The sequence below is a fragment of the Paenibacillus glycanilyticus NBRC 16618 genome (assembly GCF_004000805.1).
Classification (GTDB): domain Bacteria; phylum Bacillota; class Bacilli; order Paenibacillales; family Paenibacillaceae; genus Pristimantibacillus; species Pristimantibacillus glycanilyticus.
The window spans coordinates 77,704-104,225 of the sequence record NZ_BILY01000009.1 but is presented as its reverse complement, the minus strand read 5'-3'; the positions used below and the strand labels follow the sequence as shown (position 1 = coordinate 104,225).

Sequence of the window (26,522 nt, the reverse complement as noted above, 5' to 3'; positions counted from 1 at the left end):
GTCCTGTTCTCCTCTCTGTAACTCTTAACCCAAATGTCGGATGACTTCTTTAGCAACACTCTCCGTCGATTGAGGGTTCTGCCCGGTAATCAGATTCCCATCTATTTGCACGTTATTGCTCCAATTCGGTGCTGTCACTACATTCGCGCCGAGCTCCCGCAGCCGGCTTTCCAACAGGAACGGCATGTATGGATCCAGCGTCGTTTCTCTTTCTTCTTCATCGGTAAAAGCGGCAACCGTTTTTCCGGCTACCAGAGCAGAGCCGTCCGACAGAGTAACACCGACAAGGCCAGCGGGGCCATGGCATACAGCCGCTACGATTTTACCCGATTCATACAGGCTACGGATCATAAATTGTAGAAGCATGTTGTCAGGCAGGTCAAACATGGTTCCGTGTCCGCCCGGCAAAAAGATGGCGTCATACTTACTAATTTCCTGAACTTGGTCCAGACGGACCGTATCCTTCAAATAGTTCGCCGTGCCCAGCATCTCTTGGGATACCCCATTCAAGCTACGGTCGTCGATAGGCGCCTGTCCGCCAAGAGGGCTTGCTACCGTAACTTCATAGCCTTTATTCATAAACTCAAGATAAGCTTCGCCAAACTCGGACAGCCACAGACCCGTATCTTTATCGTCATTCATTTTGTCTGCGGTTGTAACAACCATCAAAATATGTTTCGTCATCATGAATTTCCTCCTGGTATCTAATAATAAAAATAATAAAAAAAGGTGATTTCCGACCTAATATCGCCTTGCCACGCGGCATTCATACATATCCTCATTAATCATGTGGAGGGATGACCGGTTCATCCACATTTACTTATGGCCGTTAAAGACGAGTATTATGTTACACCCGTTATCATCCATAAACAAATAATGAAATAGTCATCTTCCTATAAAAAAAATTATAGCTCGATGTATTAAAGAAACCGAACAGTTTTATCAGCCGTTCGGTTTGCCACTTTATACTATTAGAAGTATCTTAGCTATACATTGATATTAATTTAACACTGTTATAATGTAGAATCATTTTAAACTCATCAAGTGTTGCTATTTCTTTTGATATTAAAGATAAGTTAGTTACGATTACCGCAGTTATTTTTGATAAATTCTCGTAAATATCACCATAATTATCTTCAGTAAGCAGATGCCAATCAGTTATATGAATACCTAGGAAACTCGCAAAAGCCATGATTCTAAGTCTCTGTTCTTCAATACTCTCGTGACCTGATTCTCTTGTTATAGCCATAGCATTCATTTTATACAAATCCCCTTTTAGAATCCCATGTAATTACTTATAAACCAATGCACCAGGTTTTTATAAGAAAACGGTAGCCCCTAGGGGCTACCGCTTCCGTATTATCGACCGATTCAACAATCTCATCATCCTTTAACAGCTGATCCAACTGTCAATGCATTCTCAACCTGCTCGCTAAATAGTATATAAAGCAATAGTGTGGGCAAGCTAGCTATTGTCATTGCCGCTCCCATTGCGCCCCAGTCTGTAGTAAATTGTCCTTGAAAAAACAATAAGCCAAGCGGAAGCGTTTTTAGTGACTCCTTCGAAATCAGCATCATCGCAATAGGAAATTCGTTCCACGCCGCAAGAAAAACGAAGATGATCATGGTAGCGATAGACGGGCGAATAATCGGCAACATTACGCTGAAAAAAGTACGGTATATTGACGCACCGTCAATGCAGGCCGCTTCTTCCAAATCAACTGGCACTCCTCTAAAGAACCCATAAAATACGAGTGTAGCAAACGATAGATTGAAAGCAATATACGGAACGATTAGTGTCAAATAGGAATTGGCTAAATGAAAGTCTCGCATTAGAATCGCAAGCGGAATCATAATGACTTGCACAGGCACGAACATACCTATAGTCATGTACGTACGCGCCGCACCACTGAACCGCCATCTCATTCGGGCGACTGCATAGGCAAACAGAACGGCCATGCTTAAGCTAAATACGACTGTTACTACGGAGACGATCACACTGTTCATGAAATATTGAGGTACATTAAAGCTGGTCCACGCGGTCTTGTAATTTTCAAAACGAGGGTGCAATGGAAATCCAAAAGGATTGGTAACGAATATTTCATTATTGTTTTTTAGCGAATACGAAATCATCCAAAATAACGGATAGATGGAAAGCAACGCATACAGCCAGATTAATACATTAGTTAGGGGGTGTTTCATTCTAAGCTTCATGGATGTCGGCTCCTTTCCTAGTAGACAATGGGATCACGCGCAATAAGCTTATTTATAATAAGTGTAACCACCAGACATTCAATGACTAGAAATGCCGCCGATGCACTACCGTAACCGAATTCACCAACTCGGAATGCTGAACGAAACATCATATAAGTAAGTGTGTACGTTGTCGTCCCCGGCCCTCCGCTTGTCATAATATACATATTGGCGAAAGCATTTAAGCCACCAGTAAATGCTAATATTAAGCAGAATTTATACGTTTCACCTAGAAGAGGCATCGTAATGCTCAGATGTGCCTTCATCTTACTTGCTCCATCAATACGGGCCGCTTCCATATAACTCTCAGGAATGGATTTAACACCTGCCAGCAACAAAGCGAAATGATATCCCATGTACTGCCAAGCATTAACCGCTGCCAATGCAAAGATTGCCGTATTTTTATTGGACAGCCAATCTTGTCGATAGTGAAGTCCAAGCATTTCAAACAATTTATTTATGAGACCATATTCACCGTTATACATGGCTAGCCATAATTGACAGACTACTGTAATGGAAAGGACAACTGGGATGAATACCGTGATGCGAACGAACTTCCTTCCGCGCATAGCCACTTCGGCAACTGCAAACGCGAGCATCGTACCGATTGTAATCTGAACGATCGCAATAATGACTGCGAACACGGCGCTGTTATATAAAGAAGTATAGAAAATATGATCGTGAAACAGTCTTATATAGTTATCGAAATAAATAAAACTCGCTTCGGACAAACCATCCCAGTCGAAAAAGCTTCTATAAAAAACCTGTACGACTGGATAAAATACAACAACTGTATATAGAAGTAGGGCTGGCAAAATAAAAAGAAGTATTGCCGTCTTGTTCCCCAAGTATTTTCGCATGTTTTCACTTCCTTCTTATGTTGAAAAACACCATTTACAGTCTTAATCATTACTTATAAAAGAAAAAACCCACACCCTTACGAATCGGCATGGGTTTTCCGTTACTCGCAATTCTTTCTATTGTTACTTAGAAGGTATCGCGCTACTGATATCGCTGATGAAGTCATCCGCTGAATAGGTACCTGTCATTAAGCTTTGTGAAGCGTCCTCGATGGCAGCTTTGAATTTCGGATTGCTTAGACCCCATGAAAAGGATGTCGTTTTCATGCTTGGAATATCGGCAGCCAATTGTTCCATTACCGGCGGGAACTTATTAATGATTGGCTTGTCAACCTTAAGCGCTACCATTGGAGTTCCTTTTTGGGTGAACTTGAATTCTGCGTATTTCTCAGCCATAAATGCAGCGACTTTTGCCGCCAGTTCTACATTTTTGCTAGAGGGGTTTACTGCATATCCTCCCGGACCGCCGCCGCCGCTAAAAGTCAGCTTTGCATTCTCATAGGTTGCAGCATCCGGAGCAGGTACGTACATAAAACCAAGTTTCTCACCAAGCGCTTCCGTGGAAGCCGCGATCTCCCATTGGCCATTCAAAAACATAGCCGCTTTCCCTTCATGGAACAAAGCAGCAGCCTGGTCGTAGTTAAGATTTGTAGCGCCTTTTGGAAGCATACCTGCTTTAACAAGCTTTACGATCTCTTCCGCTGCTTGTTTGAATGCCGGATCGCTTGCTTTGGCTTCACCTTTGTCCAGTTTAGTAATGCCAGCTGCATCCGATCGAGAAGCAAACATATCAAAGAGAGCAACAGTAGGCCATTTCTCTTTAGCAAATAAGGCCATTGGCGTTATCCCATTTGCATTAAAGGTTTTGACAGCGGCCATCATCTCGTCATAAGTCGTTGGCACTTTCACGTTATTTTTCTCGAAAATCTCTTTATTGTAGAACAACATAGCAACTTCATTGCCGGCATACTGGAAAGCATAGGTGTGACCATCATCCGTGACGAGTGTATTCATTGCACTTGGCAATACCTTGTCCTTAAAACCTAACTGCTCTACGTAACTGTCAAGTTGCAAAATGTTATTTGATTTCTTGAATGTATTAATTAAATCCAATCCCACTTGAAAAATATCTGGCAAATTCCCTGTCGCCGCATAAGTCTTCAGCTTTTGTCCGTCATCCTGGGCTTGAATGTCCAAATCAAGCTCCACATTAGGCATCTCTTTCTTCAACTCGGCGACTGCATAGTCGTAAGGTCCCTTAGTATCCTCATCTGAGTACTGCGCGTAAATGCGAAGCTTGACTGGTTCTGCACTACTGCCTTTTCCATTATCCGAGGTTCCCTCTGTGGCTTTTTCACCTGAATTTGCCGCACTGCTGTCTTTGTTATTGCTTCCGCACGCGGCTAAACTCATTACCATAGTCGCGGCAATTAGTGCAAGCGCCCACTTTTTCATAATGAATATCCTCCCCTTCATACTTACGTGAGTTATGATTTTTATTATAAGATGCAAATAACAGCCCGATAATGGAAAAAACGATGGCGTTTTGTACTATCCGCGCATCGTTTATTTCATTTTCGCTTGGTTCTCATATTCTTTTGGTGTAAAGCCAAAAAACTTTTTGAAGCTCTTACTGAAATAACTCCCGTCATTATAGCCAATCGTCTCTGCGATGTCAGCAAGCTTACGGTTGCCGCCGCTAAGCAGCTCCTTGGCCTTGTTCATCCGAGTATACGTAATATAATCCGTAACCGTCATTCCAATTTCTTTCTTGAAGACTGCCCGCAAATAGCTAGCATTAATGTAAGCATGCTGCGCCACCATATCAACACCAAGCTCAGGATCGCCGTACTTCCCTTCTATGAAGGCTTTGGCAGATTGAGCAATAATAGAGGATCTCGTTTTTTTATAACGTCGCGTATATTCTACTGATTTCTTATACAAAGACATCATCCATCGCTCTGCCTCGTCAATAGAGGCAAGTTGGCGAATTTCGCTGTAAGGAAAGAAATGTTCACCAAAGCAGTCCTCAATGGGATGGCCCGCTTCCGTCACGTACCCCAGACAAATCGAAACCAAGTTCATGCAGATTACATAGGTATAATCAATCGTTAACTTTTCATCACGAATGTATTGAAATAACTCGCCTAGCTTCTCATTCATTTGTTCATCTTCTTGTGCTCGAAGCAGCCTCTGCAGTTCTTCACCTATTTCTGGGGGATAGCGAGTGTTGCTCCCTCCGGAAACATGTTGCCCATATTCAATGACACGATCGTTGCCAAGAATGAATTTGTTCTGTAACGCAATTAACGCCTCATCATAGGAGTTGCGAATACCATCGACATGATCATACAAATTGCCTATTCCTATTGTAATCGTAAAGTGCAGATACCGTTTTATTAGCAAACATAGCTTTTCGAACGGCTCCAATCGACGAAGAGAGATAGCAGTTTCTCCCGAGGCTCGCTGATCTTGTGCATTTGCATCTAATCTTATTCCGTGCTCTTCGGACTGGCCGTAAAGGCATACAATTCTTCCCTCCGGGCCATTAAAAATGACAGGATTGCCTCCAGATTCCTCCATAGCCTCTACGAGAATATTTGTTACCGCATATTTCCAGAGCAGACGCTCGCTGACCTCGCTCCATTTACGATCCATGTCGTCGATTTCAATACATGCAACTGCATAGGCAGGTGCTTCAAGCCTCAACTGGTAGGAAGCCAGCAGTTTTTTCAGTGAGTCTTCTCGCTCCGCAAGTTCTCCGGTAATAAGACGAAGCAGTAAGCTTTCACGCATAAGCGTCATATGTTGCTGGAGTGTTAACTGTTCTTCCCGCTGCTTCGAATGCTTTTCCTGCAGTTTGAGTAAAGTTAACATCAACTCATCTTTGGAAAATGGTTTCAGGATATAATCCTCTACTCCTATCTTTACTGCTCGCCGTGCATAATCGAACTCGTTATGCCCTGTAATTAGAACAATACTTACATGAGGATGGTCTATCCTCAAACGTTCGGCTAATTCTAATCCATCCATAAATGGCATTGTAATATCCACAAGCGCAATATCTGGCGGTGTAGCTTTAACCAGCTCCAAAGCTTCTACCCCATTTTTTGCTTCTCCACTAATCCGAAAACCATATAATTCCCAGTCAAACACTGTTTTAAGATACTCACGGAATATCCATTCATCATCTGCTATTAATACTTGAAGCATGTCCCTAGACTCCTTTATCTCGTTGTTCAGCTTCATTTATATTTTAGTCTTGTTCCCTTTGCTGTCCCGCATAACTATTCGGTAATCGTACAATGATTTCCGTCCCTTGGGCCTGCTTACTCTTAATTGTAAGGCCATAACTATCGCCGAAATACAACTTGATGCGGCTGTTCACACTACGTAACCCAAACGAGCTTCCACCGCTTTCTGCTTCTGAATTGGAAAAAGACGAATCAATGCCCTGAACCATTTCATCCTGAAGGAGAGATGCGATTCTAGCAGCAGGGATTCCAACTCCGTCATCCCTAACTATAAGAACGAGCTCATCTCCTTGGCATCCTCCAGTTACCGAAAGATGTCCAAATTCACCTTTTGTTTTGAGTCCATGGTATATCGCATTTTCAACCAATGGCTGAAGTATCAGTTTGAGAACCGTACATTTTAATGCTTCTGGTTGAACATCAATGTGGTAATCAAACACATCAGCATACCTGATTCGCTGAATGGCAAGGTAATCGCGTATGCCTTGAAGCTCGTCCTGTAGTATGATTTCTTCTCTTCCCTTACTCAACATAATTCGATAGTAATCAGCCAGTGACTTTGTAGTACGCTGAACATCCTTGATGCGTCCAATCTCCGAGAGAGCATAGATAACATCAAGTGTATTGTATAGGAAATGGGGTTTGATCTGAGATTGAATAAGGGCAAGCTCGTATTCACGTTTCTTCTTTTGCTCAAAACGAACATTATCTAGAAGCTGATTAATCCGTTCGATCATTGTATTAAAACCGGAGGCCAATAAGCCCAGCTCATCATTTGTACGAACAGACAGCCTAAGACTAAGATTTCCCTCCTTAACGAGCTTCATATTCTTGGTCAGTAACACAATCGGCCTTGCTATTAAGCGATTCAAAATACCCGCGCCCATTAAAGCAAATAGAAAGCAAAACAAACCAATAATTGCAATTATCGTTGTAATTTTTCGGCTATCGGCAGTCAACTTCTCAAAAGGTTCTATCGAAATTAATTTCCACCCGAAATTATCCACCTTTGAACTAATTACGAGTTGTTTGTTTCCTTGAAAACGATCGACGACTGAACCGTTCTCAGTCCTGTTGATCCAAGCACGCAAAGAGGGATCTTCAATAGAATGCAGTAGCTGGCTATGATCGGCAGAAGATACGATAGTTCCAGTTTGATCCGCAAGAAAGTAAGTGCTGTCAGCATCTTTTCCGATACGCTTAAAGATGGACGACAGTGCGCTCTCTTTGACATTCAGTACCAATCGGCCAAGTTCTTGACCCGTGTATATGTTGTTAACTCTTTTTCCGACAGTAAGGACAGGATCCGAATTATTGAGAGTTAAAAAGTCCCGACGTTCCATAGGAAACCAGATATTCTGACCACTTGTATTTTCGATTTTTTTAATTATAGGCATCTCTAAAATGTTTCCCACCGTTGAGCTTTGTTCAATGGCAGAGGAGGTTCCATAAATATTTCCATTGTTATCAATAAACGCAGCACTCTCTACATCCGGAAATACTAGGAGAGCGAAGCTAAGCTGATTCGTTATTAATGTCGATAACTCGAGACTCCGCTCGCCGTTATGTTCACTGTCATATTCACTGTCATATTCACTGTTATATTCGCTGTTAGGTTCGTTTTTTTGATAATCCTGAATGACTCGATTCAAATTGATTGTCAAAATGTTTGCACAGCTCTCAGCATTAGTCAAAATACCATTGATGCGCGTGATTATTAGTGAGGAACTATCGGTGACATTGCCAATAGTCTTCTCTACAATAGCATCCGAATAGATACGGTTTGATAAAAATCCGAGCACTAGTAATGGTATGATTATGAGCGGAATATAAATGGCGATAATTTTAGTACGGATTACTTGATGACGAAGCCAATTAAGATACAGCTTGTTCATAATCATTGATGATGAGCCATCCTTTCTAGCTTAGGTGCCTATTTTATGTACTTGTTTTTTTGTAATAGCTCTAATTCAGCAATCATTATAGCATAAGGGGTCACAGTAAGCTGAAATACAATTCGAATAACTCCTTTAGAAAGATCGTTTAGTTTTAATCGACTTCATGTGGGACAATACGAGGTCTCGTGTTCAGATAATCCGTCGTCAACGTATTGCAGAAATCCGTAAGGCTAGCACCGGTATTTTTCTTGAACATTTTCCCAAATGTATGTACATCCGAGTAACCGACATTTCGAGCAATCTCCCCGATTGAGAGATTTGTTTGAATAGCCAGCTCCTTTGCTTTTTGAATACGGACCCAAGTAAGGTACTGCATTGGCGTCATGCCGAATGTATTTTTGAACTTAAGAATAATGGTATTGCGTGAAAGACCTGAAACCTGCTCCAAGTCCATGTGACTAACATCGCTCATATAGTGGTCGACTAAATAATTTTTAACAAGCACCATCTTCGCCAAAATCGGACCAAGCGTTCCACCTTTGGTCTCTACCTCACGCGTTCCGCTCTTAGCTGCCTCAGCAAGAATCTGCATTAATAGCCCTTGGCATTGCATTTGATTACTTAAGCCGGGAACACCATATAATCGGATTAACTGAGTCAGCTTCCTTTCCACTGACTGTCCAGCGAAATTACCTAGCAAGTGCCGTTCTTGAAATAGTTGATCAAACGGAAAAACAGAAGAACCAAAATGAAATACAATTGATAGGCACACATAAGGTTTCCCCTCAATAGTACGAATGGAATGAGGCTCACCTGGCCGATGAAACAGCAAATCGCCTTGAACGGTATTGTATTCTACCCCGGATACCGGATATTCAGCCGCACCGTTCACAACGTATTGGAGTGCATATTGTCTGAGCACTCTATTTTCAATCATCCATCCTAGTGGAGCATTGAAACTATGAGCCATCGTAATATATGGGGGACAATAGTAGTCTTTCATCCACGGTATTGTATCCGTAGGGTTCATCTCTATTAGGTCAATATTTGATATCGAGTCTGTCATATTAAGTCCTCTTTCTTAAGTGATTTTGGCAACCGATTTATAGGTTTCGTCTAAATACTTTTTGTCTATGAACACTTATTATCATACATGAGACAACTTATAAAACGTAGAGGAAGTGCGAATATAATGAATTCTATCAATGCAATGCCCGTAGCTGATGCAAGAACCCAAAAAGTAATTTCTGACGATCAGGCCCAATTTTTTCGGGAGAATGGATTTCTCGTCATCCGTGGTGTCCTTCAAAAAGATGAACTAACAGCCGTTCAGAGGGACATGCAGGCTCTGCTGGAATTAGGAGCTCAAGGCATATCTACAGATAAAGATTTTCAATATGGAAAAGGATCAAAAACAGGTGAAAGCGTGCTTAAGCGAATTGAGTATGTTATTGACAAAAGTGACTCGGCAAAAGCACTTTTAGCCCACCCATTTATCCTCAATTCGGTTGAAAAACTTCAAGGCAATAACTTTATTCCTACATGGGATTCTATGGTTATTAAAATGCCAAATGAAGGTATCATCGTGCCTTGGCACCGCGATGCAGAACGTCCAGTCGGTTGTACTGATGAACGTCCGATATTCAACATGGACTTTTACTTGGATGACGCAGATTTGAAATCTTGCCTGTGGGTCATCCCTGGCAGCAACAGATGGACGGTTGAAGCTTCCAAAGAGCGCTGCAGCCGCGAAGGCTTCAGCACGGAAGATGCCATTCCGGTTCCTCTAGAAGCTGGTGATGCTATTATTCATGACATCACAGTCGTTCACGGCTCACCTAGCGGCGATGGTAATGCACTGCGCCGTACCGTCTATTTCGAGTTCCGTCCTGGCGAAATTGAGCTGGAGTTTGGCCCGCACAACAAGGATTACCTGAAAGCAAAACAGCAAGTACTTCAGGCATGCATCGAGCTTCGTCAACAAGCCCCTTATGCATGTGAAGAAGAACCATTTGTGTATCGTCCAACAGGTGAATTAGAGATTCGTGAAGCTAAAAAACCATCCACTTTCCGTTATCCTCATGAAGACTTTTGGATCGGTTGATCATCATGGCAGATCAATTTAAACTCAGCCCCATTCACCCAAAGCTGGACATTCAACAGTCCTGGTGGGCTATGAGCGGCGTTGGAACAGATGGACGAGAATGGTCATTGGAGGAAAAGTTCGAGAAGCTAGCTGAGGCGGGTTTTACCGGGATCCATGCCGCCATTCCCCCTGAGCAAGAACAAGAAAAATGGCGCAGGCTCCTAGATTACTATGATTTCAGCTTTGGTACAGGTGGGTTTCCAGGCTCTGTTAAAGAACTCGAGGAAGATGCGGATAAGGCAGTTGCATTCGGTGCGACATATATCAGTTCTCAAGTAAGGGATAGCCTTGTTATCGGTGACGAAGCTGTTTCACTTCTTCGAGATATGAATAAAGCTGCTGCTGACATAGGTATTGCCCATTTTGTTGAAACACACCGTGGACGTATAACCCAAGATCTGTTACGAACATCTGGCTATGTCGATGCACTTCCCGAGCTTCGGCTGACAATTGATTTTTCTCACTACGTATTAGCTGGTGAGATGGACGGTTTTTTGCCGGATTATGAATTTAAAGCGCAGATGCATCTGAATAAGCTTCTTAGCAGAACCTCTTGTATCCATGGGCGTATTTCAAACGGACAACAAATTCAAATTGATTCCGAGTATAACGAAGAAGACCCATTGGTGCAACTTTTTGCATCCTGGTGGAGACAGGGAATGGTATATTGGCTATCTTCTGCTGATCCATATGCCTCCCTTCCATTCGTCTGCGAGTTAGGTCCAACCCCATATGGAATCGGTACCCCAAACAATCATGGACCTCGACAAGACGATGCTACTTCAAGGTGGAATCAATCACTTAAGTTAATGAAGCTCGCTAAATATCAGTGGAAAAAAGCCATTGCTAATCAAATCTAAGTATAAGCTTCTAAAAAAAGGGAAGGTGCGCTCTAAGCACCTTCCCTTTTAATATGAGATTCTCCAATTGTCCTAATCAGCTTGAGGCCAAACCGACTTTAACGACCACATACGAAGCGAACGAAATGTAGCCGTACCTTGCTCGGCAAACAACCTTACCCCTCTGCTGTCCGAACGCGGAAAAATACGCGAGGTCATAACTGCTCTTCCGTCATTAATAAATACCTCTATAGATGACTGATCCAAAAAAACTTGTAATTTGAGAACACTTTCGCCATTCTTAACTTTATAGCTGCAACTGTTTTTGTCACCAATACCGGAACGATTTCTCTCTATCTTGATCGTTTCATATTTTGAATCGTATACAAGGATAGTTTCTTCCTGCCCATCTGCCGAGCTCCGGAGATGAACTCCGATCTTCGCCGCAGTAGTTCTTCTTAAATCCAACTCCACTTGCATTTCTAATCTAGTGCTGAGTATTTCCGGAAGTTCGATAGTTTCGGAATTTAATATAAAATCCTCGTATAAACGTGGCGTGTGTCTAAGCTTCTGCAGTTCAATGATCGGTCGAATGCATAATGAATGATCCGGAAACAAAGAAAGCTCTCTCGGTAGCGTCATAGCGCCTGACCATCCATATTGGGCTGAAGGTGCTTTTGCACCCCACATATCCATCCAACCAATTACAATTCTGCGACCTTTGCCATCCAATAAGGTTTGCGCCGCATAATAATCGGTCCCATAATCGAGATCGACCCATTCCTGTTCCATAAATTTTCCGTTCGCCTCATCGTATTCCCCTAATATGGCAATACAACGATTTTTACATCCTTCCATATCCATGGGAGATACAATTAATATCGCTCGATCATTTATAGTAAACAAATCGGGGCATTCCCACATTGTACCCTTCATACCGCTACTCTCCAGGAGAGTTCCTCTGTAATTCCAATCCGTTAAATTGCTTGATCGATAGATAACAACTTTTCCATTCCCCTCAAATGATGTACCGACTATCATGTACCAATATTCTCCCGAGCGCCATACCTTTGGATCTCGAAACTCCTCTGACCCATCGGGTGGAGGGAATGCAATAACCGGATTATTCATCCATTTCTCGAATTTGATGCCATCCGGACTTGATGCAATGCATTGCACCTGTTTAGGTTTGCGGTTCGGAGCATGCCCCGTGTAAACTAAGGTCAGAACCCCATCGTTATCTATTGCGCTTCCTGAGAAGCAACCTCCTTCATCGTAGGTCTCGCTCGGCGCAAGCGCAATTGGAACGTGTTCCCAATGAACTAAATCTTCACTAATCGCATGTCCCCAATGCATTGGCCCCCATATTGCGCTAAAGGGATGATGTTGGTAGAAAAGATGATACTTGTCCTTAAAGTAGATAAAACCATTAGGGTCATTAATCCAGTTTGCTGGAGCCATAAAATGATAATCAAGTCTAAAGGGGTCTTTTCGGTCTTTTTTTTGTCGTTCATCAATAGCCATTAAAAGGGCGGCATTGGCTTGCCTTACCTGTTTATCGTGACGTAGACTTGAATCGTTCATTATCTTTTAACATCCTCCAGATTACTATTTTTCATTTCTTTTAATAGAGATAAAGGCAACGGGATCCGAATTACTACAGTTGTTCCGATACCAAGGCGGCTGAAAATCGAAACTCCCCAACTTTCCCCATATTGGATACGAATCCGTTGATCGACATTTCGAATCCCGTAACCTGAAGAATACTCATTCTCTTCACTTTTTAACTGCTTCAGCTTTTGTTGGACAGCCTGGGTAATGCCGACGCCGTCATCAATAATTTTTAGAACAACTTCATTCTGTTGCCATTCAGCCACAATGCGTATATGTATCCTTTCATCATACCAGGCATGCTTCAGAACATTTTCTACAAAGGGTTGAAGAATTAATTTCGGAATATGTAGTTCTAGCAAATTTGGATCAATGTCATAATTAACACTGAAACGGTCAGCGTACTTGATCTGTTGAATCTCTATATAAGATTTCACTTGCTGGATTTCCTTGCTCAGTGAGATTAGCATATTCCCTTCATTAAGCGTTAATCGATAAAAGCGAGCCAAGCCCGTTACCATTTTTGTTAACCTAGTGATGTCCCCCATACTGGCAAGACTGTTAATTGAAGACAGGGTATTGTATAAGAAATGAGGACTAATCTGTGCCTGCAGGGCGTTAAGTTCTGCTTCTTTTTTCTGGATGTTACGGATAAAGACCTCGCGAATCAGTTCCTCAATATGATTGGCCATCCTGTTAAAATAAATCGAAATCAAACTGAATTCATCTCTGCCTGGAACCTGAATACGGATATCGAAATTTCCTTCTTGGAAATTTTGAATGCGTGTCACAATTCTTTTAACCTTCCGAGCAAAATATTTAGCGACAATAAGACCAATGAGCGCCATGCCCAGAAAACTTAAAGAACAAATGATTAACATCATATTGCGAATCCGTACAGCTTCCTTCTTTAAGTCAGTTCTCGGTACAACTGCTTCAAGCACCCAATTGGTGTTCGGCAAGTCTTCCTGAATCTGGAGCAAAGGTTTTCTTAATAACTTCACTGTTTGATTGGGGGTTGGATCATAGATCGTCTGACCAGTCGTTTTATCAAGAACCCTTACCACCGTTCCTTCGGTTATTTTATAGGATTGTACGGATTGAAAAAGATCCGAGAGCTTAATAGATAAACGTAAATACCCTATTTGCTTTTTAAAATCGTAAAATGAAATAAGCTTGCGAAGCAGCGAAATGTTCCCCCATTCACGATCCGCCTCGACCTGACGCCAAACGTTGTCTTTATTGCTAACCAACATTTCCTGATACCACGTTCTATTTGCTATTCGATTTAAATTAAGTAAGCTATAGGATTTATCTTGAATCTGCTCCGATGCTTTGTCGTAGACCTCTTTCATCATATTGTTATTTGCATATACATAGACATGCAGATTATTGACGGAGAGCGCAGTGGTTGTCTCCAGGACAGGTAATATGCCCGTTAGAGTGACATCCAGCACATGATAGGGATCATCCTTGACCTGAAGCTGCTGTTGAAAGGTTGTGCTGCTGAACAACTGATTGCCAATTCGATTAAAATCGCGCACATTGTAGGAAACATTATCGCGAATTTGCTCGAGCGTGCGCTTCATATTGGTTTGAGTGGATTCCGTTTTTGAGTTAATTAGACTAGTGTAGGAAAAAGTTCCGACTAAGATATCGGTGCACATGACAAGGATCAAATAAGGAATCATGATTTGGTATGCGAAAGGAAAATAAGACTTCCTTCTTAGGCGTTTAAACCAATTGCAACTCCTCATATTTTATGAAGCCTTCGATAATCGGATGGTGTCATACCGTAATGTTCCTTGAATTGACGATTAAAGTAAATAATATTCTTATACCCTATTCGCTCCGTTATTTCGTAGATTTTTATGGCTGGATCAAGCAGAAGCTCACAGGCTCGCTCTAACCGCATACGCACCAGAAATTCGCTGAAGTTTTCCCCTGTTTCCTCTTTAAACATATATCCTAAGTAATTTGGCGAAAACGCAAATACGCGCGAAACATCCCGTAAAGTTGGTTTATGCTCGATTTGAGTTTTTACGTAATTTTTTATTTGATCGATTGTCTTGCGGTTCTGTCTCTGCTTCTTTGCATAAAGTTTCTCTGAAAGCTCAAAGAATCTTCTCCTCAGCCAAGATTGTATATCATCGATCGTTTCAAATTGGAAGAGAACATCCAGATGTTTATAGTCCCAGTGAAGTAAATCGTATAAATTTTCTTCGGCTTGGCGAAATTTTTCTCCCAGCCTGCTAATCAGATGAATAACGAACTGATAGACAGTTACCCGTGACTCCAACCCCGTCATAAACCGAAATAATTGTTGAATAAGATCATCTATTCTAACTAAATTATATTCGGACATAGCGATGAACAAGGACTCAACCTTTAGTTCTAAATCAATTGCTTCTTGGGAAACATTCCCTTTTACACTTTGCTCTTCTAGAATTCTATTCTTACCTAGAAACATTTTATAGCTAAGCAACTTTCTTGCTGTATCGTAACTTTGAGGCAACCCTTCAATGTGCTCCACTTTTTGCCCAAGTGCGATTGTGACGGTTAAGAGGGTCGATTGTTTAACCTGATTAATGGCTTCTGTCAGCGTATCAATAATTGGATCTACCACTTTTGGAACCGGTATAATAACGGTAAAACGATTCGCAGCAGGTTTAATCAGCTTGACTTGTGTATAATTTAGGTTCCCTACCGCTTGATCTATTATGCCGATTACTTTATTCATAAGAGCCTCTTTCTCAGCTACCGAGAGACGGTTCAATTTCCACTCCACATCATCGATCTCAATCATGATGATCATAAATCCACATTCGTTTCGATGACCGTAAAAAGAAGATCTTATATATGCCTCAGCTTCCTCTCTATGTTGAACAAAGGCTCCTTCCAGCCACTGAATAACTTGTTCGCTTTTCAACAAAGGCAATGCTTCAGCCCACTGGCGCTGTTCATTATTTCTGTAATGAGCCGCATTTAAGTGATCAATTGCTTGCTCCAACAACTGCAATAACTCTGAGTCTTGGAATGGTTTTAGCACATATCCGAATGCACTCATTTGAAGAGCTTGTTTTGCATAATCAAACTCTTCATGACCACTAACAAAGATGATGATAAGTTCGGATTGCTGCGCTTTGGCTTTTCGAGCGAGTTCAAGCCCTGACATAATTGGCATATTGATATCTGTAATCAAGATATCTACCGGTTGTTCCGATAGCTTGTTTAATGCGTGAAAACTACTATTAAATTGCGCGGTTACTTGCATTCCCATATTCCCCCAAGGAATACGTCTTTGCAGCCACTCTAAATCGATGCTTTCATCATCTACCAGCATAACTTTGTAAACCATCTGCCTTCACCTCGGGTATAAACGATAGGGTATACTTGTGTAGCAAGTATACCCTATCGTTTTATAGATATGAATGGTAGGCTCGTTGTCTCTACTGAATGCCCAACTGCTTTTTATTTTCAGCCCAAGTTTTATTCTGATATGCCAGAACTTTATCATAGCCAGCTTTGTTGACTTCATCCATATACTTACTGAATTCCGCTTCGAAAGCAGCGTCATCCTTGGCATAGAAGAGTTTCGTATGTTCCTTTAGAGCAATTTGTTTAATTTGCTGGGAAGCAACGCCCGCTTCGGAATTCGGGTCCATTCCCTGGAAGCTATTAAATTGGTCCGTGTTGATTTCTTTCGCTACAAACTGACCATAAAATTTACTAGCTTTACTATCCCATGTTTCTTTGGATGGATCTTGTGCTGTTTTGGCATTTACAATAATTGTATTATACCAAGAACCAAGCGGACGGAAGTTAAACAGTTTCAAGTCTTGCTTCTCTTTATCCGTTATTGTTTTCGCTTTCTCATTGTCTATAGGAGCACCATTTGTATCGACTTGGTCATATAAAAGCCCAGGAGGTCCAAAGTTCATGATACGCTGCCCTTCTTTGCTTGCCCACCAATCTAGGAACTCAAAGATCCGTTCTGGAGATTTTGCCGAAGTCGTAATCACGTCCAGGTTCCACCCTAGCGTGCCAACTCCTGCATTTTTCACTTTGCTCGCGTCAACGCCCGTTTTATGAATAAGCGGAAGAAAATCATAACCATTGTCGCCTAAAATATTGTTTGCTTCTTTTCCGTTGCCTGCCGCATCGTTAATAGCCATAATCGCAATACGCCCGCTATTAATTTTCTCTTTGAATTGCTCCGCTTTCTGCGTAAACGTGTCTTGAGAAAGCAGCTTCTCACGAAATAGTAAATTTAAAAACTTCCACGTTTCCTTATAAGCGGGATCGTCAAAAAGCGATTCGACTTGGCTTGTTTCCAAATTGACGCGCCCGCCTCCTGTGACATTACTTGTTGGCAAAGCATTACGATTATCGCCCATGCCGGCATAGATATAGTCGACAAGCATCGGGTTACCATCCGTTACATTCCCCGTATCAATGGGAACCATATTCGGATATTTTTCTTTAACTTGTTTTAGGAATGCGTACAGATCATCGAAAGTCTCTAATTTGGGCTGTCCAAGTTCCTTATATACTTTACGGTTAACAAGCCATCCATTGCCAAGCGTTTGATTAGGGTTACGCGTACTGTTGAACCAATTCGGGATTCCGTAAATTTTGCCGTCTGGTGAACGAAGCGAGTTAAGGGTTTCTGGATCCAATAATTCTTTCAAGGCAGGGTATTTATTCAAATAATCATCGATTGCCACCAACTTGCCGTTTTCTACAAGGCTGTTGAACTCTTTGGAACCGCGATCAAGTTGAATGACGTCCGGGTATTGGTCACCTGCAACCATCGTACCAAATTTTTGCTGAGCGTTTCCTCCGGAGGATACTTCCTCAATATTGATTTTTTTCGTGTCCTTGAGCCATTTGGTAGTAGGATCGTTGCCGTAGCCAACGGGCGCGTACCAGTCATAGTTTACATAAAAGCTAAATTTCAACTCTTCCTTTCCAAGAGTCGGATACTCGCTGTTTTCAACGACCGGCTGCGTATTCTCCGTTTTAGTGCCGTCAGCGTTACCACCTTTTGTTCCGTTGTTCGTTTCTACATTACTGGTTTCGTTTCTCTTCTCGTTGTTCTGGTTGCCGCTGCATGCGCTAAGCGCCGCTGTCAAACACAGCATAATCGTTATCAGCGCAAACCCTGTTTTTTTTGTCTTCATGTCCTTGAAACCCCTCTCCTGTTTGAATAATTTATTTAAAAGTTTACACTTTTAAACCTTTGTTAGCGATTATGGTTATTCTTTCACCGAACCGATCAATACGCCCTTTACAAAGAATCTCTGAAGAAAAGGATACACAATAATTATTGGAAGGGTCGCCGCAATCAAAGTAGCCATCTGAAGCGAGCGGGACGTAACGCTACTTGGTGCAGACGAACTCGAAACGCCAGTTAAGGCAGCCATTTGAGCAGTTGCTGCGTTGGAGTTCACGAGATTCATCACATAGGTTTGTACGGGAATCCACTTCTCAGTTGTTAAATAAATCCCCGCATAGAACCAGTCGTTCCAAAGAAACACAGCATGGAACAATGATAGAGCAGCTAGTACCGGACCTGAAAGCGGCCCATAGATCTTGAACAAAATACCGAAATGATTTGCGCCATCAAGCTTAGCCGATTCCTCCAAGGCAATAGGAAGCTCTTTAAAAAAAGAACGAAATACAATCATATTAAAAACACTGATCGTAAACGGTATAAATAGGACGGAGAACGTGTTGACCAAGTGAAGCTCTTTGATAACCAAATAAGTAGGAATGAGCCCCCCGCCGAAGTACATCGTAATAATAGCCATCGTCATATACATTTTTTTGCCGATAAGATCACGTTTGGACATTGCATAGGCAAACATAGCTGTGAGGGAGATTGAACTGATGACACCTGCTAAGACCCGTGCTGTAGTCGTCATCAGCGATTTGAAGAACAAATGGTTATGCATCACCACTTCGTAGTTATCTAATGTGAATTGACGAGGCCAGAAGGAAAGTCCGCCGCGTGAAGTATCCATACCGTTGTTGAACGATATTACAACCGTATTCCAAAATGGATAGAACGTAGCAATCGTTAGCAGTGTTAACAGGACGTAAATCACCACTCTCATAATGCGATCATCGGTGCTTATCTTAATGGATGAGTTCATTGTAAATCACTGCCTTTCTATCACGAATTTATCTGCTTTAAAAAAGCGATTCCTGTCTGTATCTGCGAGCCAGATAATTGGCTCCGAGCAGAAGGCCAACATTAATGACGGATTTAAACATCCCAGCCGCAGCAGCATATGAATATTGACTGAATCCTTTAAAGGCCGATTGATATACATAAGTATCGATCACCGTTGAATAATCGGATACTATCGCATTGTTCAAGTTATTGGTCAAGACTAGGATATCCTCAAAGCCTGCATTGAGCAGATTTCCCACCGCCAGGATTAGAAATATTGTAACTACGGGTGCGATACTCGGGATTGTTACTAGGAAAATTTGCTTGAAGCGGCTTGCCCCGTCTACGGATGCTGCTTCATAAAGCTGGGGATTGATTCCGGCGATCGCCGCTAGATATACGATTGAGCCAAAACCAATCTCCTTCCATACGCTTGTCCCGATAAGAATTCCCCAAAAGTACTCCGGGATCGACAGCCAATTAATTGGCTCCTCGATCAGATGTAACTTAATTAGCATGGTATTCACACTTCCACCATCTACAGCAAGCAACGACATCACTAATCCTCCAACAATGACCCAGGACAGAAAGTGAGGCAAATAGGTAATCGTCTGGACAATCCTTTTGAACGCCATTCGATTAACCTCGTTTAGCATGAGAGCAAGTACGATCGGCGCCGGAAATGAAATGAAGAGCTTTAATAAACTAATGCAAATTGTGTTGCGCATAGTTAGAGCAAAATCAGGGTTGTTTAAAAACCGATGAAAATGCTTAAACCCTACAAAGTCGCTATGAAAGTATCCTTTAAACGGGTTATAGTCTTGAAATGCGGATATTAACCCGAACATCGGAAAATAGCTGAATAATAAAATGAGGAGTACGGCCGGTATAACCATGAGTTGCAGGTCCCATTGCCCCTTAAGCTTCCTCCACAATGACGGCTGAGATTTCTTTAAATTCACCTTACTGCGAGCTTGTGCAAGCTCTGTTGCTGTCATGTTATCTACCGCCTTTTCTTATCTAGTACCTTTATTTTATACGAGGTGATCCCTCCCCCCTATGGGGATGATCAACGAAAAGTAATACTTTATCAACGCAATCGTTTTACGTGCTGTCGACCAGATAGATAAAAATATCCCCTCCAATTGCCACTCAAACCATGAAGGTTTTTCAGTGTCTACTTGAAGGGGATATTAACCGTGTTTAAGCTTCAGATACTTGATTATTGAAGCAGCAGTGCATCCAAACGGCTAAGCAAGAGAGCCGCCTCCTCGCGGCTTAATGCTGAAGTTGGACCGAAACTACCATCAGATCGTCCTTTGAACAATCCGGTTGCAGAGAGCTCATGAATCGCCTCACGTGCATAGGCGTCAATACGATCTCTATCTTTGTAATCAATCTTATTTTGGTCCTCGCCGACTCCGTTTGAAGTAGATTTACCAGCAAATTTCAATGCAGCCGCCAGAACAACCGCGATCTCTTGACGGCTGATCGCTCTGCCCGGATCAAACTTTCCTTGCCCGTTGCCTCTTATGAGTCCTGCTTGCTGAAGTGCGGCAACGGACTCTGCATACCAGGAATGTTCGTCTATGTCAGAGAAGTTTCCGCTATCGTCAGCCTTTAATCCCAGTAACCTCGCGAGCATAACGGCAAATTCCGCTCTAGATACGGTCTTTTTAGGGGCAAACACATTTTCTTTTTGTCCTTTCAAGACGCCAAGAAGCGTGAGTTTCTCGATTGCACCACGGGATTCTTCAGATAAAGCTTGAAGATCTGTAAATCCATTCAACGGACCTATTGCACTGACTGCAAAGGATGCTGCAGGGTCTGTCTGAATCGTTAGCTTATGGGTCAATGGATCAAAAACATGCTTTACTGGGATTTCCCTGGCAGTTCCATTTGTTCCGAGTTCGTAAACAACGATTGAATCCATGCTTACATCCGGTCTTAACGAATACGGAACGGTAAACGTAAGCAATGATTTGCTGCTCCATTTCACAAGCTGGCCGTTCTCGGTCTTTACGCGTAATGTCCATGTAGGAAGTAGATGATTCCCCAACTGCTTCTCTGTAGTTACGAAGGAAATCTTGAGCTGTCCTGATTTCTGAAGTTGTTCTGGTGATATCTGATTCGGTAGCAGCTTCACGGTGCCCTCTTTCAAATGAATTTTTACGCCAGCTGGCGCTATTTCCTTCATTTGAAGTACCCAATCAGCTGGGAATGATATTTCGTCTCCAATGATTTCACTTGCATCGACATTAAGGTTTACTAAAGACGCTGAATTGGTTCCCGTAAATGATTGAAGGAAGACTGAAAGTATGGAATAGGCCTCTCTGTATGCCCAAGCCGCTTGATTTAATTGATCTGCTGTAACGTGTCCTTCGTTAGAAACAGTAACCGTTGAGATTGCCGTCAGTTTTAAGGATATTTCCTGCTCAAGCTTGCTCTGCTTCTGTTCTGATGTCAGCGTTTGGCTTGCCAGAAGTTTCTGCAAGTTGTTAATCCCGTTCTGCACCAATATCTTCTGCTCTGCAGTAAACATCGGATTTGATGGGTCTCCGCCTGATGAACCATTGGTGGATCCTCCATTACTACCTCCGTTAGAACCGTTGGTTTCAACGTAAGGATCTCGCAGGGTCAGCAGTGTAACCGAATTGCTAGGAACTAGCATGCTTCCCGCTTCAACAAAAGAAACCTTATTTTCTGAATAGCCGCTATAATCAATGCGAAATTGTTGAAGCTCATTTTGGGCAGGTACCCAGCCATGAAAGTCTGATCCTACGCGCACCGTATGATCACTGCGATTTACGATCATATAAGACCTTTGTCCGACGTTATTGCGAACAGCAAAGGTAACAATCTCATTTTCGTTGCTCGAAGAACTTTGAACCACATTACCGATCATGTAGGTGTTCATCAAATTGTATAAGTAGGCTGATGGACGGAGCGTGTAATCCTCTCCCATTTTACCGTAAATACCATCTTTTTCGTTCCACCCGGCTGTCGCATCTGCTCCGTTGTTATGAGCACTAATCATGACCAATGCGTCAAATACAGCACCTTTGTTGTCTCGCATCCGTGTGTCATCGTTATACCAGCCCCAACTGATATTATATTCATCCAGCCAGATCGGAATATGCCTGTCAGGGCTGATTCGGTTAACGATGTCATATATATCTTTCGTATGTTTAGCCGCAGAGCCAATGGATGGATCAGGATTGATTACACGGTCGTAAATTTGTTTATCCGATTCATTCAAATCCCCGCTTGCATAAAAATGATAGGACAAGAAATCGAGCGTATTAACCGAGGGATTAATTGTTTGATGTACCGTCCCTTCGACATATCTCTCCACCTGTTCGTAGAGATCTGCCCGGGCAAATGCGAGCCCCCCCGTGTGAATGGAGGGATCAACCCCTTTCATCTTGATCGCCGCTTTATTATAAATTTCAATCAATTGATTCAGCCTATCTGTTTGCTGGTTGTTATGCTGCTGCACGTAGTAGACGTCATCTCGTTCATTCGTAATTTCCCAATACTTAACCGAAAAATGGTTTTCCACATTTATTATGCGAACAAGTTCAGCCAGAAAATTTGCATAGGCATCTTCTTGTCCCTGGTCGAGCAAACCATCCCCATCCACATCCATCCAGGAGGGGAAGCCAGGAACATTCATTACCTTCTCTCCTGTTTGCTCGAAATTCCCCAGTGCAAGCTTGATTTTATTGGCATCCCAGGTATGATTCGCTTCATCGATCCAACCCCTCGGATCCGATTTATCCCGTAATACTTCCCATCCATGATATCGAACGAGGCCTGGATTCATGAATTTCATGTTCTCATTATACTTGGCATTTCCGCTCGTATCAGGATCGAAAGCTTTAAAAGCATTTAAGCCGAAGCTTAATGGGCCCGTCTCAGAGGTTGATTTACTCCAATTTACCGAAGCATTGACAATGGTTTCTTGGTCAACATGGGAAAAAATTGCGGTATCTTGTTTGTCATCGTTGCTATTAACAAGCATCCCGATGAACATTGCCTCGTTGCCTGTTCCGACTCTGCTCACCCCGGCTTCTGTCCAATCCGTTCCATTGGCCGAAATAAAGGATTTGATTTCGGCGTCCGCACGAACAAGCTTGACCCAATAAGGGGCACTAGGAGCTTCGTTAATAGCTGAAAAGACAGTTTCTTCATTTGCCTTCGAGCGCTCGGCAATCATTGCCTCCCCATTCAAAGATCCAATGAACGTATAGGAGGCCCCTTCTTCACTCATATTTTCGCGAATAAATAACCCCGCGGCCCCCGCGGCCGGAGCACTATCAATTCTTGCTATAAGTTGGCCATTCTTGACTAACGGCTGAACGGTATAATGAAACGAATCCATTCTCGGGCTTAGTGTACCTGAGCCGTTTAATGTGTAGACATCCCCTGCTACTCTTGATTTCCCTACGGTTGACGGTGTTCCGAGATCTTCAGACAACCAAGGACTTGGCGGCAAAGCCGGCTGGGTAATGGAGATTTGGGCTGACGTCTCCATTCCCATATAGGCCGCTGTCAACATGGCATTCCCTGGCTTCAACCCAGTAATCAAGCCGTCGGACGTAACGCTCGCAATCTGAGGGTTATCTATTGTAAACGATGCCCCATCTAACGGTATCCGATTGCCATTGCCATCAACTTCATTTACAATTGCTTGTGCCGTGCTGCCGGCTTCTATTTGATAATTCACTTTGTCAAAAGCAATTCTAGAACCAGTAGCTAGCTCAAGTGAAAAATCATCTACTAACGGGGCTGCAGGCTGGTTTGTAAAAGATAGATAGACTTTCACATTAGGCACGTCTCCGGTAATAAAGTCAATTGAGCGCTTCCCCCATGCTTGAGCGCTGACGGTTTCTTCTGTCAGCAGATCGCCATTCCCATCTTTCACTCCGATTACGCCAGAGACGGTTGTCCAGCCGCCACTTAGCCAGGTACTGAAGGTATAATGTTGATTCGGCTCAAGTCCCGATACCGATTGAGATAAGGTCGCCGACCCGGTATCCGTCCAGATCCATACGCCTTTATGGCCTGAATGCAAGTCGGTGTCCGTGTTAATTCCGCCTGTCGCACCGCTCGTGCCCTCAATTGACCACGGATCGCTTACTGATTCACTTAATTGGTTCTCGAACCCAGGATCCTGAAGTAAATTCTGAACGGCATACAAACTAAAATCATCAATTAACGGTGCTGCACCTTGGTTCTCGAATTTCACGTAAACAATTATTTTGGAGTTTTCCCCCGAATTGAATGGAAGCTTAATTTGTGTATAGGTACTGCCAGCCGATAAGGGTTCCTCGCGAATAATCGTTCCGTTCTCTGTTCGAACACCTATCCTTCCATTAACTGTCGTCCAGCCTCCGCTAACCCATACTCCAAAGGTATAGCGGGTATCGACTGTTACGTTGACCGTTTGAGATAAGGCAGATGAGCCGCTGTCCGTCCAGATCCAAGCGGCATTGACGCCCGTATGAATTTCGGAATTATTCACTTTATTAATATTTAAACCAGCAATGCCTCCCCCGCTTGATTCCAATACCCATGGTGGGGAAAACGAATTTCCGTCTGATTGCTGTTCGAAACCCGGATCTGCCAATAAATTGGAATCCATTGCATCCGCATGCGCCACCCGAGCATGCAATCCACCAATGGAAGAGAAGCATCCTGCAACTACACATAATGCTAATAACAAGCGAAGTACGACAAACTGTAGATGTTTGTTGTGATTACGTGATTTCATAAACCTCTCCCCTTAAACTGATATATTTACTTCAAGCATACATTTCAACGATTTGCCTACGTTTACTAACACTCCTGGTTGCAGGCTCCGTTAAGTGGATGCTCATTTAAGTCTAATTATATATAGAGCGCTTTCATATTCATTCAAACAACGATAAGTAATACTATTTCAACGTTATGGCTACATTACTGCAGGGCAGAATATAAGACTTGCCTCCTCAATTAAGCAGCCGACGTTCTCGGAGAGCGTCGGCTGTTTGATCGGCAAGTATTGTAATAGACTAGTGAGATCCCATAAGAGCAAACTCATGCCGGATTTTACGAAATACTTCGTATGTCCGATTGGAAACTTCAGAGACCTTTATCGGATCATAGCCAACCAAGTCGGCATAGAAGGTATCGTTTAGAGGGTCGACCCATGAAGCCGGCAATCGCTTTGCACCTAAACATGCACCAAGAATGGATCCCACTGTAGCCCCGTTGCAGTCGGTATCCCAACCGCCAAGAACAGCCGTCGTAATGCCTGCCTCAAAATCACCTTGCGAGAAGATTAGGGAGGCCGCAACAAGGGCGGCGTTATTGTTTGTATGCACCCAGTCATAGTGATTAAAGGAATCCCAGATTAAACGAACCATCTCCAGCTGATCGTTGGTTGAGCGAGCAATCTCAACTGCCTTAAGCACATCCTCCGCTAAGCGTGAAGTCGTTGGAATCTCGCTTAGTCCTGCTTGCACAATTCTCTCCGGATCCGACTCCACGAAAGCTGAAGCTATCATAGCGGCAACAAACATCTCTCCGTAGATTCCGTTCTTCACATGCGAAAATGAAGCATCCCGCCAGGCCAGCTCCGCAGCAAGTTCCGGTTTTCCGGCCGCCCCGTATGCAAAGCCATCTGCACGAATCTGTGCTCCAATCCACTCCCGATAAGGGTTGAGATAAGTTCGTACCCATTCCTTGGCACCCTTGCCATAAGAAGGTCTCTTCCCCCATGAATCCATATGAGAGGTCACATGGGCGTAGTTTAAATAAGCTTGTGTTTCAGCTGTACATACTTGCTTGTAGGTTAAGCGGGAATGCCATAAGTCACCGATGTCCCAGGAGTCCCAGTTCAGCCCTTTCTCTTCCAGCATAATAAGACCAAGAAGCGTGTAACGAACGTCATCGTCACTTTCCATAAACGAGATATGCTCACGAGTGCTCTTAATGCTTCCATGCTGAATTTGTATTCCAGTCTGCTCGGCTCGAGAATGAATCGGCGTATAGCCTCGGATTGGCCAGGCATCTGCACCTTCGAACCATCTTTGCACGTTTCTCCAGCCCGGGTTATTCAAGCTCCCGGTAGTGAAATCATTTGTCTCCAACGGCTTGCCTAGCGCGCAACCAGCGAGGCGGCCAAGCCATGCTCCGTGGAACTTGTCCTTCCAAATGGCTTCGCTATGCTCAACTTTATACTCACGCGAACCCGGCGGTCTCAAAGACCGAATTTCCTCCAACTCCGACGGCTCCCGGTAAGCAAAATCAGGGTGGACCTCCAGTTCCGATAATTGATAATAAATTTTCATGAGCCTGTCATGATCTTCGCCAGCATCTTGCCATTGCTCACGAAATCCAGACGTATCACAGCCTTCTTCAGTGCGCTGATTAATTTCCAATTCAACCAATAACTTTAATTGAGCCCAACCTGGCATCGAAATCCAACTCCTCAGTC

General features: G+C 43.0%; 18 protein-coding genes. 2 read left to right on the top strand and 16 right to left on the bottom strand.

Going from position 1 to position 26,522, the window contains the following annotated elements:
* Positions 1 to 24: 24 nt before the first annotated feature.
* The 8 genes from PGL01S_RS09235 to PGL01S_RS09200 form a co-directional block, all read right to left on the bottom strand.
* Entirely contained in the window at positions 25 to 684 is a 660-nt protein-coding gene (locus PGL01S_RS09235) for a type 1 glutamine amidotransferase domain-containing protein (RefSeq protein ID WP_127493986.1), read from the bottom strand.
* 298 nt (positions 685 to 982) lie between these two features.
* Positions 983 to 1,258 (bottom strand): hypothetical protein, encoded by a 276-nt coding sequence (locus tag PGL01S_RS09230; protein ID WP_127493747.1) that lies wholly within the window; start codon positions 1,256 to 1,258, stop codon positions 983 to 985.
* Between the two features lie 125 nt (positions 1,259 to 1,383).
* On the bottom strand, positions 1,384 to 2,214 hold the full coding sequence (locus tag PGL01S_RS09225) for a carbohydrate ABC transporter permease (protein WP_127493745.1): 831 nt from the start codon (positions 2,212 to 2,214) through the stop codon (positions 1,384 to 1,386).
* A gap of 17 nt (positions 2,215 to 2,231) precedes the next feature.
* Complete coding sequence (locus PGL01S_RS09220) at positions 2,232 to 3,113, bottom strand: carbohydrate ABC transporter permease (protein WP_127493743.1); 882 nt, start codon at positions 3,111 to 3,113, stop codon at positions 2,232 to 2,234.
* Positions 3,114 to 3,236: 123 nt separating this feature from the next.
* Positions 3,237 to 4,568 carry an ABC transporter substrate-binding protein gene (locus tag PGL01S_RS09215; protein WP_164775422.1) on the bottom strand — a complete coding sequence of 444 codons (1,332 nt, stop codon included), beginning with the start codon at positions 4,566 to 4,568 and terminating at the stop codon, positions 3,237 to 3,239.
* A 111-nt stretch (positions 4,569 to 4,679) separates the two neighbouring features.
* Positions 4,680 to 6,326 carry a response regulator gene (locus PGL01S_RS09210; protein WP_164775421.1) on the bottom strand — a complete coding sequence of 549 codons (1,647 nt, stop codon included), beginning with the start codon at positions 6,324 to 6,326 and terminating at the stop codon, positions 4,680 to 4,682.
* Between the two features lie 43 nt (positions 6,327 to 6,369).
* Entirely contained in the window at positions 6,370 to 8,268 is a 1,899-nt protein-coding gene (locus PGL01S_RS09205; protein WP_127493736.1) for a sensor histidine kinase, read from the bottom strand.
* A 148-nt stretch (positions 8,269 to 8,416) separates the two neighbouring features.
* Positions 8,417 to 9,331 (bottom strand): AraC family transcriptional regulator, encoded by a 915-nt coding sequence (locus PGL01S_RS09200; protein ID WP_244935552.1) that lies wholly within the window; start codon positions 9,329 to 9,331, stop codon positions 8,417 to 8,419.
* Positions 9,332 to 9,457: 126 nt separating this feature from the next.
* Between PGL01S_RS09200 and PGL01S_RS09195 the strand changes: the two genes are divergently transcribed.
* Both PGL01S_RS09195 and PGL01S_RS09190 read left to right on the top strand, forming a co-directional pair.
* A complete protein-coding gene (locus tag PGL01S_RS09195) occupies positions 9,458 to 10,369 on the top strand; it encodes a phytanoyl-CoA dioxygenase family protein (RefSeq protein ID WP_127493734.1) in 912 nt (303 codons plus the stop codon).
* A 5-nt stretch (positions 10,370 to 10,374) separates the two neighbouring features.
* Positions 10,375 to 11,271 (top strand): sugar phosphate isomerase/epimerase family protein, encoded by an 897-nt coding sequence (locus PGL01S_RS09190; protein WP_127493733.1) that lies wholly within the window; start codon positions 10,375 to 10,377, stop codon positions 11,269 to 11,271.
* Between the two features lie 72 nt (positions 11,272 to 11,343).
* On the opposite strand, the gene PGL01S_RS09185 is transcribed toward PGL01S_RS09190, so the two are convergent.
* From PGL01S_RS09185 to PGL01S_RS09150, 8 genes are all read right to left on the bottom strand, one after another.
* Positions 11,344 to 12,834: a glycoside hydrolase family 32 protein gene (locus PGL01S_RS09185; RefSeq protein WP_127493731.1), complete on the bottom strand. Its 1,491-nt coding sequence runs from the start codon at positions 12,832 to 12,834 to the stop codon at positions 11,344 to 11,346.
* Positions 12,834 to 14,552 carry a sensor histidine kinase gene (locus PGL01S_RS09180; protein WP_164775420.1) on the bottom strand — a complete coding sequence of 573 codons (1,719 nt, stop codon included), beginning with the start codon at positions 14,550 to 14,552 and terminating at the stop codon, positions 12,834 to 12,836. Before PGL01S_RS09180 ends, PGL01S_RS09185 begins: the two co-directional genes overlap by 1 nt.
* A gap of 62 nt (positions 14,553 to 14,614) precedes the next feature.
* Positions 14,615 to 16,219, bottom strand: coding sequence for a response regulator (locus tag PGL01S_RS09175; protein WP_127493727.1), 1,605 nt, complete (start codon positions 16,217 to 16,219; stop codon positions 14,615 to 14,617).
* A gap of 91 nt (positions 16,220 to 16,310) precedes the next feature.
* Positions 16,311 to 18,044, bottom strand: a complete 1,734-nt coding sequence (locus tag PGL01S_RS09170) for a type 2 periplasmic-binding domain-containing protein (RefSeq protein ID WP_127493725.1) — start codon at positions 18,042 to 18,044, stop codon at positions 16,311 to 16,313.
* 75 nt (positions 18,045 to 18,119) lie between these two features.
* Positions 18,120 to 19,019 carry a carbohydrate ABC transporter permease gene (locus tag PGL01S_RS09165; RefSeq protein WP_127493723.1) on the bottom strand — a complete coding sequence of 300 codons (900 nt, stop codon included), beginning with the start codon at positions 19,017 to 19,019 and terminating at the stop codon, positions 18,120 to 18,122.
* Between the two features lie 37 nt (positions 19,020 to 19,056).
* Positions 19,057 to 20,037, bottom strand: coding sequence for an ABC transporter permease (locus PGL01S_RS09160; RefSeq protein ID WP_127493721.1), 981 nt, complete (start codon positions 20,035 to 20,037; stop codon positions 19,057 to 19,059).
* A 224-nt stretch (positions 20,038 to 20,261) separates the two neighbouring features.
* Positions 20,262 to 24,815: an S-layer homology domain-containing protein gene (locus tag PGL01S_RS09155; protein WP_127493719.1), complete on the bottom strand. Its 4,554-nt coding sequence runs from the start codon at positions 24,813 to 24,815 to the stop codon at positions 20,262 to 20,264.
* Positions 24,816 to 25,095: 280 nt separating this feature from the next.
* Entirely contained in the window at positions 25,096 to 26,502 is a 1,407-nt protein-coding gene (locus PGL01S_RS09150; RefSeq protein ID WP_127493717.1) for an ADP-ribosylglycohydrolase family protein, read from the bottom strand.
* Between the last annotated feature and the right edge of the window lie 20 nt (positions 26,503 to 26,522).

Coding starts and splice junctions, on each gene's coding strand:
- PGL01S_RS09235 (WP_127493986.1), bottom strand. CDS start 684: ATGACGAAACATATTTTGATGGTTGTTACAACCGCAGACAAAATGAAT.
- PGL01S_RS09230 (WP_127493747.1), bottom strand. CDS start 1,258: ATGAATGCTATGGCTATAACAAGAGAATCAGGTCACGAGAGTATTGAA.
- PGL01S_RS09225 (WP_127493745.1), bottom strand. CDS start 2,214: ATGAAGCTTAGAATGAAACACCCCCTAACTAATGTATTAATCTGGCTG.
- PGL01S_RS09220 (WP_127493743.1), bottom strand. CDS start 3,113: ATGCGAAAATACTTGGGGAACAAGACGGCAATACTTCTTTTTATTTTG.
- PGL01S_RS09215 (WP_164775422.1), bottom strand. CDS start 4,568: ATGAAAAAGTGGGCGCTTGCACTAATTGCCGCGACTATGGTAATGAGT.
- PGL01S_RS09210 (WP_164775421.1), bottom strand. CDS start 6,326: ATGCTTCAAGTATTAATAGCAGATGATGAATGGATATTCCGTGAGTAT.
- PGL01S_RS09205 (WP_127493736.1), bottom strand. CDS start 8,268: ATGATTATGAACAAGCTGTATCTTAATTGGCTTCGTCATCAAGTAATC.
- PGL01S_RS09200 (WP_244935552.1), bottom strand. CDS start 9,331: ATGACAGACTCGATATCAAATATTGACCTAATAGAGATGAACCCTACG.
- PGL01S_RS09195 (WP_127493734.1), top strand. CDS start 9,458: ATGAATTCTATCAATGCAATGCCCGTAGCTGATGCAAGAACCCAAAAA.
- PGL01S_RS09190 (WP_127493733.1), top strand. CDS start 10,375: ATGGCAGATCAATTTAAACTCAGCCCCATTCACCCAAAGCTGGACATT.
- PGL01S_RS09185 (WP_127493731.1), bottom strand. CDS start 12,834: ATGAACGATTCAAGTCTACGTCACGATAAACAGGTAAGGCAAGCCAAT.
- PGL01S_RS09180 (WP_164775420.1), bottom strand. CDS start 14,552: ATGATTCCTTATTTGATCCTTGTCATGTGCACCGATATCTTAGTCGGA.
- PGL01S_RS09175 (WP_127493727.1), bottom strand. CDS start 16,219: ATGGTTTACAAAGTTATGCTGGTAGATGATGAAAGCATCGATTTAGAG.
- PGL01S_RS09170 (WP_127493725.1), bottom strand. CDS start 18,044: ATGAAGACAAAAAAAACAGGGTTTGCGCTGATAACGATTATGCTGTGT.
- PGL01S_RS09165 (WP_127493723.1), bottom strand. CDS start 19,019: ATGAACTCATCCATTAAGATAAGCACCGATGATCGCATTATGAGAGTG.
- PGL01S_RS09160 (WP_127493721.1), bottom strand. CDS start 20,037: ATGACAGCAACAGAGCTTGCACAAGCTCGCAGTAAGGTGAATTTAAAG.
- PGL01S_RS09155 (WP_127493719.1), bottom strand. CDS start 24,815: ATGAAATCACGTAATCACAACAAACATCTACAGTTTGTCGTACTTCGC.
- PGL01S_RS09150 (WP_127493717.1), bottom strand. CDS start 26,502: ATGCCAGGTTGGGCTCAATTAAAGTTATTGGTTGAATTGGAAATTAAT.